Raw genomic sequence first — 14065 nt, forward strand, 5'->3', positions numbered from 1 at the left:
TCACTGAGCGTCAGGGGCGGGCTGCGGGCCTACCAGGTACTCGCCATCGCGAAGCCACGACTGTTCGGAGCCATTGAAGGATTTGAAGCGATTGCCCCACTTGGCCTTTGTGATCATCACCGGCCGGGGTGCATCAACGCCATTCTCGTAGTACCAGTAGAGGCCATCGGCATCAACCTCGGCGACAGAGGTGAATTTTTCCATGTGAATCCCCTTGGGCGGGCAAACGAAGAAGGACTCAAGTCCAATCAGTAGGACCATTCTCTCATGGGCGCTGAAAGCGCAAGGCCTCAGGCCGGCGCCAGGGGGAATGGCAGTACGGCCCAGGCTCGAACCTGCGATCGCACTATGGCTTGATCGCTGAACTTGATTCGAAAGCTTTGGAGGTCTGGCGCCCAGCTTGCGTGTACAGAAGAGCCATCCGCTAGCCAGACCAAGAACCCATTGGGGCTGTTGACCTGGAAAGTGGTCACATCGGAGGGGAAGGGGCCGGCTCGACTTGGATCATCTGGGGCATCTGGATCGACAAGGACATGGTGGAACTCCAGTTCAACGCTCGTCACCCAGCTACTGCCTGATCGACACGTTTCAGCCCAGGACATCTGACACCTCTCTAACGGATAGCACTTTCTGAACGCTATCTTCGCTGAAATTGGCGTTGCCGCTAGTGCAGTCTGCCCCAGTGAAGGGGATGGTTGCCTTCGTCCCGCACCCGCCGATGTGGCGGCGGGCCAATACCGGTCGCGAACCTCCCCTCAGGTCAATAGGGGGTTGCCGCCTCGATCTTTTCAGGCATATCCTGAAAAGGTCTCGAAAGAAGGGCCGCTAGCACAGGCCCTTGGGCGCTCCCTAGAGATGATTCTGCCTCACCCTGAAATACAACCGCTTTGCATATTGGATCTCCCCACGGGAGTCCGGCGCAGTGCGGGTTAGCTAGCACCCCTGGAATAGAACTGCGCGGACTGAAGCACAAGGCCCGGCTACGCCATTGCGCGCCGGATTTGCTACCCGTACTGCGAGGAGACTCCGATGAGTCGTATTCCCTTCGATGCCCGCGACCTCGATCAGAAGGTCGTTTCTAAAGTCTTTGCCGACCTGTTCCACCCAATTGATTCGCTGTCCGATGCGGACACCAACACTTTCAACGACCTTGGTGCCCGCTCTGCGCGTTACCGCGACTTGCATGAGCTGCAGGTCGAGGCCCGCAAGAATCAGCTGCCCCCTGCCGGCAGTTTGTCCAGGGACGATATCCGTGCAGCCTTTGCCATCGGTATGCGACGGGTTGCCAATATTGGTTTGACTGAGGCTTACCGCATCACTGGTAAAGCCCGCCTTCGTCTGTTGAGCGTTGATCGGCGCACCCGCGAATGGCAGGCAGAGCAAGAAATTGCCGCCCTGAAGGCTAGCGCTGAGCGTGATGGTCTCCCTCAGGATGCCGTTGATGACATTCTGCCCGCTGCTAAAACTCCCATCCGTCAGCGCCACAAGGAGGCACTGATTGACGCAGGTGCGCCCGGCCACTACCTCACGGTTCGCTCAGACGGCAAGGCGTTCCAGTGGTCGCCAGCGTACGCCCTCTACGCTGTGCTCTACCGGGACCCGCTTAAGTTCCTTGATGGCGAACCGGCTGTTGCTGGCGCTAGCGATGCCGCCGAAGCACTGTCCGAGTTCGCCCGGAAGTGCCTTGTCCCTGAGTCGTGGGGCGACCTCGAGACTCTGGTCAGGGATGGACTGCAGGTGCCGGACTACGAGGAGCTAACCCTCTTCAATGCCAAAGGTCAGTACATCGGTCGCGTCCTGCGCCAGCGTTGGCACTTCGGGATTATTCCGGAACTGTTCTATACCGACGAGGAGCTGATACAGGGCAAGGTAGATCTCCTGAGCGGGCGCCACCTTTCTAGCCCTGGCTGGGCCAAGCATGCAAAGGACTCCGTTTTGTGCGCTGAGCCGGTCTACCACCTGCGCAGAGATCTCGCCGCCGTTTTGGTCATGCCGGATATCCCTGACATGTGGACGACTCATCACATTCCACCTGAGGGCCTGGTAGAACTCAAAGGCGTCTACTGCGGGAACATGGAGGTGGGTACAGCCAAACGGCCTCGGACCAAGACATGGGCAATCAACGGTGACCTGTACGCCCTACGGGCTGTTGACTGGTCATCGGCGAGCCAGCGTTTCTTTGGTGGTATCCAGTGGATGGATGAAAGCGACTTCCCCTTGCTCTATCCAGCCCACGAAGCAGCCACTCCAGACAGCAGCAAACTCGGGAGGCAGGCGTTTGCTGGGCTTCGCGAATCTCGTGGGCTGCTCCCGGACAGCGCTGTTGACTTCACCGATCGCGCCAAACGCCTGATGCAGTTTGAAGCTGTCGATGGAGTAGAAGCACTCACTTACCAGGGCGGTTTGCAGAGACTGATCAAGCGGATTCTTCGTGAGGTCAGCACAGAGGCGACTGAGCTGTGCGCTAAAGGCCTTTTTGAAATGCTGCACGTTCCGGGACTGGGGTACGAGGATTTTGATCTCGAAGAATACGAGGACCTCGAGGTTGAACGTCACCGACTTGGCGCTCGGCGCGAGCAAACCTTGCGCATGCTTCCCCTGTACGCAAAGCGCCTCTGTGAACTGTTCCCGCCTCTCGCACAGTTTGGCCATTTCACCCTGTGGTTCATCCTGCGGTACAACGAAGGCATCCTCGATGAGAGTGAGGAGTATTTTGATGAGGATCTGGAATTCGATGACTACGGTGCTGACGAAATCCTGATTCCCTTGATTTTGCTGGCAAGTGCTGCTGTTACGGGTGCACGACCAGAGTTCATGCAGCGCGATTCGGTATTGGTTGCCATTCACCGCTGGGTTGAGCAGGGCAAAACTTTGGATCAGGTGGGCAATATGGCCAAGGAGTTTGATCGTTATCGGACTCACTTGAACTATCAAAGACGCCTGATGGACCGGCTCGAGAGTGATATTGCGAGGCAGGTGGCCTTGCGCGACAGAGCTCGCGCTATGGGCGTGGCCTACGTGAGCGACAGGGTGAGTTCATTCGCCGGAGAGAATCCGGTGTTTATGCGATCTCTCGAAGAGGGGCGCGTGCTAATGCGTGTGGGTTCTGAGATTGGGTGGGATAGAGCGGGGGTGTAACACGGGTAATCCTGTCTGGCAAAGCGGAGCAGGGCGCCCCGCTTTTGTTGCCGGGCCGCTACCTGGCCCGGTAACCCACCTACCTTATCCGGAAAGTCGGGGATAAGGCGGCACGGGTAGCATGGAGCCTCTAAAGCCGGTGACATGTTGTCAGCTATGACTCTGACGGGCCCTAGCTATAGGGTCGGATCGATGCCCTTTTGATGAAGCTGGCATGCAAGATTTTCGGGTCAAAACCAAGGAGACCCGTATGGAGCTGCAGCTTGAAACAATCAGGGACCTCGACGACGATCACGAGGTAGGAGGGCAGGATCTGCCCTTTGAAGTAACAGTGAAGGTCGTGGAGGGAAGTGTCGAAGAGGCACTGCAGGTTCTGGGATCGCGAGATTACCGCAGCCTCGGCCTCTTGAACCTGGCCAGAGGCGATGCCCCAAACACAGTGTCATTTCTCACATTTTCCTTTGAGAAGGACATTCTGCGTCGATTTGGTATCGAGCCTGAAAAGACGCCATACGAGAAAGCGCATGCGCTCTACTACAGATCGAAATATATCCGCACAGTAGGAGAGTTGAGAGCAGCCATTGCCGATCTCCCGGATGATTTCCCTCTGGTGCAAACGTCCCGCAGGGTCGACGGCAGGGGCGAGGTGTCATCCTTCAACTGCCGTGGAGTCCACGCCATATGCCACGAATGGATAGCAGAGGGGCCAGGTGAAAGCGGGAACGACTCTAGGTGGAGTCTTCGCCTCTGCGGGTTTGATCCCGGCAACTGGGACAAGATCATGTCGGGTACCTGGAAGGATATTGATCCTGGCCAGGCTTGAACCGAGGGCTTGCAGTTTCGGAGGCGCTGTCAGAATACGGAGAACGATTACCGGAGCGACCAATGAACCCCACTGCATGCTTGTTTGCCACAGCCAACGAGAACGATCGCCAGCGGGCGATCGCCGCTGGTAAATCGGTGCTCGGCCGTGAAGTGATCCTTGATGCTCCAGATGCCGACTTCACCCCGCCTGGTAGCCGCTCGGCGCGCATCGTTAGTCACGCCAAGAATGGTCGGCGAACAGCTCGTCAGATTCGCTGGTATGTCGCTGGCAAGGCTTATCGCTCCCTCCCACTGAGTGCAGAGAACGCATCTCTGACGAATGAGTGGAAACAGGCTGGATCGAAGCAATGAAACAAGAGCTTTTAGAAGAGAGCCGGGAAGCGGCCTTACAAGCTGATAAGTGCTACTCAAAGGGCCGTCTGCGGGATGAGTTCAGGATGAAGCCCAAGCCTGGCGCCAGTCCTGTCGCTTTCTACAGAAGCGGATTCGGCGGGAAGTTCGGGGTTTACCGGATTGCGGACTGCGTTCCTCTCCGCCAGCTGTCGCAGGTTCAGCAGCCCAGCGCAAAACAGCTTCGGGCGCGGGAGATCCTGCGCGTGAAGGCAAAGATGCGGAGCAGGTTTGCAAAGGTGTCTTCTGTCGCCGTGGAATGGCTGTCTGCCAATCCGCTTGTCATCGATACCGAGACTACAGGGCTGGGTGATGACGCTCAGATCATCGAAATCGCTATCGGGGATGTTCACGGCAACATCCTTTTTAACTCTCGCCTGCGACCAACTATTCCAATTGATCCGCAGGCATCTGCCATTCATGGAATTCTGGATGCTCACCTGGTCGACGCTCCTACCTGGCCAGAAGTAGAGCCACAGGTTACCGAGCTGCTCTCTGGTCGTTGCGTGATCATCTTCAATGCCGAGTACGACAAGCGTTTGCTACGTCAGACAGCGGCTGCATTCGGGCTGTCTCAGTCCTGGCCAGAAACGAGCAGCGAACGGTGCGCTATGTACCTTGCTGCAGACGCTTATGGTGCAACGAACAAGTACGGAACGATCTCATTGGCAAACGCAGCGGCGGCGGCGGGGGTTACTTGGAAAGGTAGTGCGCACTCGGCGGCCGCGGACGTGCTCGCCACGGTTGATCTGGTGCATGCGATAGCGCGGGTTCGGAAGGACCTGGATTTAGAGCTGGTAGCGCTGCAGCAGCGATTAGCGTGAGCTGGCCCCACTGCAAAAGGTGGTTCGGGGGAGGAAGGGTGAGGGGCGGTTTCAGGTTCGGACACCTGCCGCGGAAAACCGAGGCAGGGTCACGATACCCATTTGAAAGTAACGCCTCCCAGTGAGAGGGGCGAACCCAGCGTTGAAACACATCCAGATGATCAGCAGGCCGAAGTTAGGCATTGTCATGCTCTCGCATCAGTGCTTTTTTGCAGCGTTCTGCCGATCGAGCTTAATCGCTACCCACACTGCTAAGCCGCCGATAGTGGCCAGCGCAAGCATTGTGAAGGTAATGAGCCATCCGATAGGTTCCATACTGTTCTCCATATTCCGATTTTCACCGGTTTACTTGATTGTCGCAGAGTACACCCTCAACCCAACCATAACGACTGCCAGCAAAAGACAGCACATGGCTGACCAAGCTACGTAGCCGAACTGGGCCGCGGTCAAAGGGTCCTTACCTACCAGCAACGAGCAGATCAGGAAGAAGAAACCCACGCTGAAGTTTCCTGCCAGATCGGCGATTGCACCAAGCGTTGTCGCTAGGAAAGGTTGTGATGTGGCAGCTGAAGCCACCGGTGGAGCGGCTTTCGCTCCTGATTTAGGTCTGTTTTTCTTTTTGGACATAGCGTCTCCTGTTGTGCCCTCCCCAAGGCATTGATTGATCCACCTGGGATAGGGAAAACGGAGAGCTCGCCTGAGGGCGATTTCTCACCCCCAGGTGGTGTGTGCTGCAAAGCAGCGATGGCACCGCTAGGCGCCAGCAACACCCTTTCGAGTGCCGCTTTTCAGTCCAGCCAACATTGGCAGGAACGGAAACCGCTTAGGAAAAATGGTTTTTCCTAAGTGGTCTCGCGACCCCCAGGTTTCCCTGGGAATCGCAGACTTTTGATAGCAAAACTGAGTGAGGATCAGAGGTTAACCGACTGAATGAAGCGGTTAACCACATCTTCTTGCTCCGATTGGCTCAAGCTTTCGAAGTGCTTTCCCCAGTGGAGGCCAGCAAACTCCTTAGCTTCGTCAATCGACCCCGAGTAGATTGCCGTAGCAGGCACTTCCACGGTTAGCGTGATGATGTCACCGGAGTCGTCTCCGAGGTCTTCCGTTTTAAGGACCAGCACCTTCGCGGTAAAACCCATTTTCGCGACATAGGCTATAGCACCATTTCTGGTTGCCACTTGCGGGACACCATATTTTTTCGCGGATGGGTACTTCACTTCCATGAGGACGGCCTCGCATTCCGCTAAGCGAGACGTATCAATGAGAACGACCTCCTTGCTTTCAGCGAGTGTTGTCTCACCGATACCGGGGTCATCCAAACCGTCTTCAGTGTTGATTTCGATCTGCACCTGGATGGTTTGGCTTGAGGCCGTGGTAGAAGGTCCTTCCTGTGTACTGGTACCGCTATGGCGAAGGTTGTTGATCAGTTCGCTAAGAGCTTCCAGTTCTTCGGCGTCTACGACAGTCAAATCATCGCTGCAACCAGTGTTGTCAGCCGATGAGATCACGTCGTCCGCTTGCTCCCCAATTGCATCGTAACTGTCGGCCAATGCGAGCACCTCAGCCGGGACCGGGAAGCCGCTTGCCGTTACAGCGGAGAAGAAAGAGCGGAGTTGAGTTGTATAGGACATGGGATTGCTCCTGGGCAGAGTCGAGACCATATCCCCCCTATGGGGATATGAAGCCCCAATGGGTTTTGTCGGTGCTAGCTGAGCGCCAGCTTGCTTATCTCGTTATCTGCTCAAGCAGGTAACGAAAATCGGAGCCTTATCCAAAGGCGGGCTTTGGATAAGGTTCTGAAAAGGGATTTTCAATTGAAGGATGGGCTAACGATACCCAGGTTTCCCTGGGTACCGCAGACCTTGTTTGAGTCCAAGCCTCTAGATGGCCTACTCGACGATGTACATGGGGCCTTCCGGACCCTGCACCTGCGTCAGAACGACACCTTGTTCAGGTTGGAGCAAGATTTTGTCGTAGACCTTGAACGCGGTGAATGCCAGGGCATCCTCGTTGAAGTGAACATGCATGCAGGGCAGATGTTCGGCTTCGTTTTGGGGGTTGGTGTTTACCTCAGCGGTTACCGACAAGAGATTGTCCATGTGGCCTTCCAAAGCGCCTACCGTAAGGTAGATCTGCCCGTTGGAAAGTCGCTGGTCGTCGATGTCGATCTGGTGGGTTAGCGGAGCCTGTTTATCCTCGTAGCCTTCCCAGTGTTTAACCGGAACGGATTTGAGGATCGGGAATGGTTCTGCATATTGGCCCGGCTTGTTGAAGCTGGCATTGCTGCCGGCCGGTAAACCATCAACATGCTTAACCACCTCGCGAACGAACTCGGCATCAACGCCTTGTTCGCCGTACGGCGATTCGCCCACTTTTCCTGTAACTACCAGATCAGAAACGTAGAGCTCCTGGTCACCGATCTGCAGAGTGCGGGCAGCATCCTCCTCGAGGCCAACACCATCCGCATCCAGGACAATCACGCGGACGCCTTGAGAGGCAACCACGCGGGTGATCTGGTCTGCAGACTTGTAGATGACGACTGTGGGTAGTCGCTTGATCGCCTTTCTCGCCTCAGTGGCCTCTATGAGCACCAAGAGGCGCTCAAAATCGTTGCCTGAAGCGACAGTGAAGACTTTCGAGTCCTCAAGGGCGGATATGTCGCCGAGGCCTACTTCAAAGGCCCGAGCCTGTGCGCTGTTGGCGAACGACTTTGAGCGGGGGAAAACAATGCCACCATCAAAGGACACGTCAAAATACGCTGTAGATGTTTCGCGGTGGGTCTTATGTAGCTCGATTCCCTCCTCGGCCATCACTTTAACACCTTCGACGTAAGCCTCGACCTCGCCTGCGGTGCTGAAACTTCGGACTAAGTAGTCTTCAGGTAACCAGCCGCTGGCAAACGCCACGATCGACTCCTGAGATGTGAGGACAAGGGCTTTATGATTTTGCATGGACAATCTCCAGAATGAAGACCGACATGCTCTCCCTGGCCGGGAGAGACATCCCGGTAGGGGTTTTTGGATCGGACGATCCGTTTAAGTGCTGGTGAACCACCAGCTGGGTGCTGCAGCTCGCATTGAGCTAGCAGTGGAGCTTGAAATATACCGGGTTAATCGGTGAGCCGGAAGATCTTGGGGTGGCCGGATCGGAGATGGTCACTGCAGGGCTTCAAATGCGAGAGACAAGCGATCTACAGGCTTGACTAGATGGGCAATTACTTCAGTGCTTGATGGGTATACGTACGCCAGCATTCCGATCTTGTTGGAGAAGACGAGGATGTACCGCATTGGTGCCCGCCCAGGCCCTGGTAGATTCTGCCTGCCATCCTGATTCCATCCCAGACGTGTGAGCTCAGCACATTTGGTGTTCTGGTAGCTGGTAAGCATGGCGACCTCTCGGCAGTTTGAGGGGTCATAAGACCATGGGTTAGCGAAAGAGCAAGGCACCAGATGCCAGGTGAAAGTCATGCTGGCTGGCCAGATGGGATACTTTGCTGGCTTAGATGTCCCATGTGAAAGCGACGTGCAAGACCCTATCTAACCAGTCTGGTGTAGGAGCGTCACAACTCCAGAAGTGAGGTCGTATGTGCAGTCATTACGAAGCGCCCAGCCGTGAGCAGTTGGTCGATGCTTTCGGTCTGGAGCCTGAAGGGCAATACGAAATTGACCTGTGGCCAGGCCGTACGGGCGTCATGATTCGCAATCTGGTTCCCGAAGGGGATGAGCCCGTTGAAACAGTGGCCTCCACCGGTGTTTTTGGTCTTCTCCCTTTCTGGGCGAAAGGCAAAAGCTATGCGCGTAATACCTATAACGCACGCAGCGAGACGGTTGCGACGCTCAATTCATACCGTGATGCCTGGAAGAAATCGAAGCACTGCATCATCCCTGCCGCGGCGATCTATGAGCCCGATTGGCGGCCGGGGAAGCCCAGGCCAGCTCGGATTTCGCGGAAGGATGGTCGACTGCTCGGGATCGCTGGGCTTTGGGAGACCTGGAAGGATTCAGCTGGCGAGCAAGTGCACAGTTTCACGATGCTGACGATCAACGCAGATGGCCATGAAGTAATGCAGAATTACCACAAGCCAGGTGCTGAGAAGAGAATGGTCGTTATCTTGCCTGCAGGTGCCTACCGAGATTGGCTATCGGCTCGTCCGGAGGAGAGCAGAGAGTTCCTGAGGCAGTACCCTGCTGACAGGCTCCAAGGCATAACCCTAGAGCCTGAATGAGAGCAAGGCCGGAATGTCGTTACAGACTCAGACCTCGGTCTCAGCTTCGTCTTCTGTCACTTTAAGGCTGGCGGAGTAAAGCATGCCGTCACTGCCGAATCGGCAGATATAGCGCGGGTCATTGCGATAGCCATCCGCGATCGCCAGCTTCATTGCTTTGTAGGTCTCGGGCGATCGCTCACGCTGTGCGAGCGGAACTCCACCTTCGTTGTAGTAGAGGTCAACGATCGTATCCCACTGCTTGATCAGGCCAGCCCAGGCCGGCCCGTGGACGGCCATTTCATGAATGCGGGGTTTCCATTCTGGGAAAATGTCCAGCAGGCGCAGGCAGCGTCCCAAGTCAGACGGGTCAGATGGGGCGCTGAAATCATCGTCCTCTGGCGTTTCCCCAATCATGTGAGCACAGATGGCGGTGGACGATAATCCAGTGTCAGAGGACAGCAGCCAGCGAATGACTTTACGTTCGACGTTCTGCATCAGATGCTCCAGGGCAGTTGTAGATGTATCAATTCTTCCCTGATGTGTTACGGCCAGGCAGGTAGTTCGCCCCCATTACCGGGCAGGATTGCCGGGGGTTGGTTTGCCGGGAGGCTGTTATCCTGGTCAGAGACTGGCCGCCAGGTCGGACCAGGCCTATGAGAAGGGGGATTTTCCGTGAGTAATCGTGATGTCTGGATCGGGACCGGAATCGTGGTCAAAGTCGCCAGAAAGGTTCACAAAGAACCGGTGCTGGATGCTGAGCGGGAGTACTTGAACTCGATGCTGAAGCACCGGGCTGGTGAAGTCCTAGAAGATGCGGGACAACGATTGGTCGAGCGTTTTAAGGCATACCCTAGAGGGGAGTGATTACCCCTCGTTGAGGTACTGCACCTGGTGGGCCTCCGTCGGTAATGGAACCTCCCATTTGAACAGCATGCGCCGTATCGCTTCGTTGCTCAGGCTCGTATCCCGCTTGCCATTCCTACGGTAAATCTCCTTCTCCGGCATTTCCAAGTACATGATCTCTGCCTTCGCGCTGTAGGCGTACAGCAGGTCCAGTGTCTTCTTGCGCATCTGGGCTGAAAGGTGCGTTGAGTTCCACACGAAGGACCTTTTTTCTCGCAGAAGAGCCTTCGCCTGGTCGATCGCGTAATGCGCGGCCGCGCCTTCATTGTCACCATGCCGCAACCCCAAGGCCTCGCGTGCATCGTCGAATGAGACGACAGGGAGGTCTGGGTAATGTTTCGCTACCCAGGTGTTTTTCCCGCTGGCGGGCATCCCAGACATCACTATGACGCGAGATCCAGCTGGCTCGTGCAATGCGTAATCTGGGTGTACGCGAGTGCCTCGGAAGTACTGGACCCTGGTGTAGTCGTCCGCAAATGGGCGGGGACCGTAAAGGCAGCCTTCCTCCTCGGCAAGCTCTCGAAAGAGTTCAATTTCGTCGAGAACCCCCGACTTCCCTACGTAAGTTCGCCCCTCCATGTCAGCCTGCGCGACAGCGCATAACATCCACACTGGCAGCTCCCAGGAAAGCTTGTGTAGAACGTATTCCGGCGTTTGCCCGCTTCTGTTCCCCGACAATGCGAAGAACGGCAACTGGTGGACGGAAATGATCCTGCAGATCTGCTCCCGGATGGCCATCGGCACGCCAGCTCTCCAGAGAAGAAGGCGCGCATCGACCGCACCGCGGCGGGAATGGCCTGGCTGACCAATGCGCCCGGTTTGCGGATCGATAACTGTCGTGTCCGGCTTCGATATGTCGTGCAGCAGCGCGGCGAAGAAGAGCACAAATCGCTGCTCATCTGTCGCCTGCTGATAGGCCTTTTGCTCGAGTAAAGCGTCCACGACCATGCAGGTATGGGTCCAGACATCACCCTCCGGGTGCCAGTACGGATCCTGCGGTGTATCGGCCAACCGCGACAGTGAAGGTATGGCCTCGAGGCACGCCTTCCTGTCGATGTTTTGGCCAGGCGCTGGGATCAGGCTGTTAAGTTGTCGAATGTCCATGTCACATGTTCTCCCTCAGTAGCCAGAGCGCAACCCAGCCCAATCCATGGAGAGACGGGGGGAGTAAATGTCTGCCCCCTGTGCCAGTAGGTTTGGGATGAATGGTTGCGTAGCGTGGTGTTGATCAACATCCAGAATCGCCTGAACGAAGTCCTGACGAACCCACTTCAGCCGGCCGGTTGTTTCGTTCTCGTCCTCGAGCTTCAAGTACAGGCCTTCCATCAAGGTTGACTTGTCGCATTGGCGCCAAGACCGCTCCAGATCTAGCCCTTCGCGACGCACTGTTGCTTCGAAGGCTGCATGCCAGGTTTCCGATTTGGCTTTCGAAATCCGGACAAGCTCAAGCAGGTCCTTGAGTCTCTTCGGTGCTGGGCCTTCATAAAGAACTGGCACAGACAGAATAGGGCCGTCCTGGAGGAGCTGGCGCCTGGCTGGAGTCGACAGAAAGATGCATTTGGATCGATCCCAAACGTCAAACTCGCAGAAGAAGTGCGGGAGACGGTCGTAGAACACCGAATGTTTCTTGTGCAGCCACTCTCCGTAGAGAACAAATCTGTCCTCCAGTCGCTCGATTAGCCAATCCTCATGGGCGACTGCCCATTGCTTGAAGAGGTTGAACTGCCGCTCCCGGCCGCCGCCAGTGAGGTAGTGACCGCGGGACTGGAGCATTAGCTCGCCGGCGGCCGAGAAGCTAATGCCGGCATTGGCGCCATCCAGCTTCTCTTCTACTACCAGCCACTGGTCGATCAAGGACGCATAGCGGACCTGATCAGCATCGGAATCGCCTTGCTGCAGGCGAGATCCCTCCAGGTGCGGAGTGCGGGGGTACTTCTGAAGCTCAACGTTTTGCGCATAGGCGCAGAAATCCACGTTCATGGGTTTTCTCCTTAGAAATAGGGAAAACCGACGACAGGACTATGGCGAGCTGTATGTGGGAAGCAGCCGCGCAGGTGCGCGGGCAGCCATCAAGCACGATGGACCGTCGTCGGTATCAGGCGAGTTGGCTGGTGCAGGGCACTTCGTTCACCACTGAAAGATAGGGGGATGGAAATAAGGCGCGCATTCAACATCGAGCCTGACCAGCTGTCAAGCTCCTCCAGGACTGCTTACTGGCTGTCTCTTGATTGCAACGTGTCGATCTGCACCTCTGTCGGGAGCAGATTGCCGCCAGAACGGAAAGGGTAGGTGTGATTCTGCTCCTACCTTCCGCGGAAGGGTTGTCCGTTGAAGAGGTAACACGTTTGGCATCTCAGGCCATCGAGCTGTCGAACCAGAGTGAGTAACACCTCAGCACAAAGGAAGATGCGTAATGCTTGGTCAAGTGAAGATGGCAGCTGCCATCATTTTCTCTATGGGTGTCGGTGTCGCGCAGGCTGCTGTCGACCTGGACAAGATCTGTATGCTCAAGGACAAAGGCTACGAGGCGGGGGAGGTTGTAATCCTCTCCGAGGACTTCAAGAAGTATGGTGCCGAGGGCATGGTCTGTAGCACGGTCAATGGGGAGGGCGTGTGGCTGATGCTCGCCGATCGCTCAATCGAAAGCGTGAAGCAGAGCCTGAAACAGGCAGACCAGCAGGCGAATTAGCCGCAGCAAGTGATGATGGCCTAGCCTAAAGGGATAGGTCATCACGAGCCCGAGTTGCAGTTGTGAGTGGCATGCGAGAATGATCACCATCAAGTACAGCTGCAGGTGAGCCGACCCCGCTATGGATGACATAAAAACCGCTGCTAAGCGCCGATTCGAACGTGCTGTTCAAGGTGCGAACTGGCAGGCGCAGGTACAGGGCGATCCCACCAATACGGTTGCTTTCTGGCTCTATTCCGTAAACCCGGTCCAAGGGGCGCGTCTCATCGTGCAGCTTTCCGTTGAAGGCTACCGAGAAGCATGCAGTCCAGCAGGATTTCCTCGTGAGCCAGGTATTACGCCAGCGGACGTGCTCGGTGGCTTTCTCGGCGAGTACGACCTGATCGAGGATCTGCAGTCTCGGCTTGAGAAGCACAAGGAGCTCGCGGCGGCTTTGCTGTACTACGCGAGCTCAACCCAGACATGGGGCATTCTGCCCCCGCTTGGAGATGTGCCGGGAATTCATATGGTGATTAGCGACTGGTCCACTGTATCCAGCGGCCGGGTCTTTCGTCCCTGCGCTAAAATTTCTCCGTCGGTGCTATCCCCGGAAATCCTGGCAGATGTGCTTGGGGATATGATCGATATTCATTTGTTGAAGAATCCAAGCGAGTACCCAGTTCTGCCTAAGTTGTCGAGTACAGGAAGCTGATATAGCATGGGATCTCTTCTCTTTCGTGCATGCGCGCGATAGAGCAATAGCTGTTCGCAGCACTCTGGCCAGCCGGCCTTAACCCACAGGGGCGTCCTCCCTTGTGGGTAGGCGCCTCTCTCAATCGGAGACGCCTAAATGACTTTCTTCCCTCGCGCAATTCTTCTACTGCATCGCCTTCACTGGGTGACTTTCGTTTAACCGAAAATGTCCGCCCATAGGAGGGCTTATGAGCAAGATTTGGGGTCATATGAATGCTGCCGAGCGCCTGGCATCGAAGATCGATTACCTCGCATACAACTATGGTGAAGAGCATCTGCTCACCGTGGCTGCACGCCGGGGCGATCTCGATGCCTTCACCAATGCCGGCGCTTACATGGGGTTATGCCGAGATAAGG

15 protein-coding genes are annotated in these 14065 nt (G+C 56.1%); 8 read left to right on the forward strand and 7 right to left on the reverse strand.

The genetic code is table 11. The features are described from left to right. A complete protein-coding gene (locus YA0848_RS21835) occupies positions 1-204 on the reverse strand; it encodes a hypothetical protein (RefSeq protein WP_065085749.1) in 204 nt (67 codons plus the stop codon). A gap of 825 nt (positions 205-1029) precedes the next feature. Here YA0848_RS21835 and YA0848_RS21840 point away from each other — a divergent pair. The 4 genes from YA0848_RS21840 to YA0848_RS21855 all read left to right on the forward strand — a co-directional run bounded on the left by YA0848_RS21840 (position 1030) and on the right by YA0848_RS21855 (position 5177). Beyond that, the gene (locus YA0848_RS21840) at positions 1030-3138 is read left to right on the forward strand and encodes a hypothetical protein (RefSeq protein ID WP_065085748.1); all 2109 of its coding nucleotides are present in this window, start codon (positions 1030-1032) and stop codon (positions 3136-3138) included. Between the two features lie 250 nt (positions 3139-3388). Continuing rightward, positions 3389-3961, forward strand: a complete 573-nt coding sequence (locus YA0848_RS21845) for a hypothetical protein (protein ID WP_065085747.1) — start codon at positions 3389-3391, stop codon at positions 3959-3961. Positions 3962-4023: 62 nt separating this feature from the next. Further along, positions 4024-4314 carry a hypothetical protein gene (locus YA0848_RS21850; protein WP_141678501.1) on the forward strand — a complete coding sequence of 97 codons (291 nt, stop codon included), beginning with the start codon at positions 4024-4026 and terminating at the stop codon, positions 4312-4314. After that, positions 4311-5177, forward strand: a complete 867-nt coding sequence (locus tag YA0848_RS21855) for a 3'-5' exonuclease (RefSeq protein ID WP_065085746.1) — start codon at positions 4311-4313, stop codon at positions 5175-5177. Before YA0848_RS21850 ends, YA0848_RS21855 begins: the two co-directional genes overlap by 4 nt. A gap of 345 nt (positions 5178-5522) precedes the next feature. Here the strand turns inward: YA0848_RS21855 and YA0848_RS21860 are convergent, their stop codons facing one another. From YA0848_RS21860 to YA0848_RS21870, 3 genes are all read right to left on the reverse strand, one after another. After that, the gene (locus tag YA0848_RS21860; RefSeq protein ID WP_141678500.1) at positions 5523-5804 is read right to left on the reverse strand and encodes a hypothetical protein; all 282 of its coding nucleotides are present in this window, start codon (positions 5802-5804) and stop codon (positions 5523-5525) included. Between the two features lie 284 nt (positions 5805-6088). Then, a complete protein-coding gene (locus YA0848_RS21865) occupies positions 6089-6808 on the reverse strand; it encodes a hypothetical protein (protein WP_198731411.1) in 720 nt (239 codons plus the stop codon). A 258-nt stretch (positions 6809-7066) separates the two neighbouring features. Then, positions 7067-8128, reverse strand: a complete 1062-nt coding sequence (locus YA0848_RS21870) for a hypothetical protein (RefSeq protein WP_065085744.1) — start codon at positions 8126-8128, stop codon at positions 7067-7069. Between the two features lie 632 nt (positions 8129-8760). Here YA0848_RS21870 and YA0848_RS21875 point away from each other — a divergent pair. After that, a complete protein-coding gene (locus tag YA0848_RS21875; RefSeq protein WP_065085743.1) occupies positions 8761-9402 on the forward strand; it encodes an SOS response-associated peptidase in 642 nt (213 codons plus the stop codon). Between the two features lie 27 nt (positions 9403-9429). On the opposite strand, the gene YA0848_RS21880 is transcribed toward YA0848_RS21875, so the two are convergent. After that, positions 9430-9879 carry a hypothetical protein gene (locus YA0848_RS21880; protein WP_065085742.1) on the reverse strand — a complete coding sequence of 150 codons (450 nt, stop codon included), beginning with the start codon at positions 9877-9879 and terminating at the stop codon, positions 9430-9432. Positions 9880-10056: 177 nt separating this feature from the next. Between YA0848_RS21880 and YA0848_RS21885 the strand changes: the two genes are divergently transcribed. Beyond that, positions 10057-10248, forward strand: a complete 192-nt coding sequence (locus tag YA0848_RS21885; protein WP_141678499.1) for a hypothetical protein — start codon at positions 10057-10059, stop codon at positions 10246-10248. On the opposite strand, the gene YA0848_RS21890 is transcribed toward YA0848_RS21885, so the two are convergent. Together YA0848_RS21890 and YA0848_RS21895 are read right to left on the reverse strand one after the other, a co-directional pair. Continuing rightward, positions 10249-11391, reverse strand: a complete 1143-nt coding sequence (locus YA0848_RS21890; RefSeq protein ID WP_065085741.1) for an AAA family ATPase — start codon at positions 11389-11391, stop codon at positions 10249-10251. A 15-nt stretch (positions 11392-11406) separates the two neighbouring features. Beyond that, on the reverse strand, positions 11407-12267 hold the full coding sequence (locus YA0848_RS21895) for an RNA ligase family protein (protein WP_065085740.1): 861 nt from the start codon (positions 12265-12267) through the stop codon (positions 11407-11409). A gap of 433 nt (positions 12268-12700) precedes the next feature. Here YA0848_RS21895 and YA0848_RS21900 point away from each other — a divergent pair, with 433 nt between their 5' ends. Both YA0848_RS21900 and YA0848_RS21905 read left to right on the forward strand, forming a co-directional pair. Then, complete coding sequence (locus YA0848_RS21900; RefSeq protein ID WP_065085739.1) at positions 12701-12976, forward strand: hypothetical protein; 276 nt, start codon at positions 12701-12703, stop codon at positions 12974-12976. A 121-nt stretch (positions 12977-13097) separates the two neighbouring features. Continuing rightward, positions 13098-13667, forward strand: a complete 570-nt coding sequence (locus tag YA0848_RS21905; protein ID WP_065085738.1) for a hypothetical protein — start codon at positions 13098-13100, stop codon at positions 13665-13667. Positions 13668-14065: the final 398 nt, after the last annotated feature.

The organism is Pseudomonas sp. S4_EA_1b, assembly GCF_016307435.1.
GTDB classification, from domain to species: Bacteria; Pseudomonadota; Gammaproteobacteria; order Pseudomonadales; family Pseudomonadaceae; genus Aquipseudomonas; species Aquipseudomonas rhodesiae.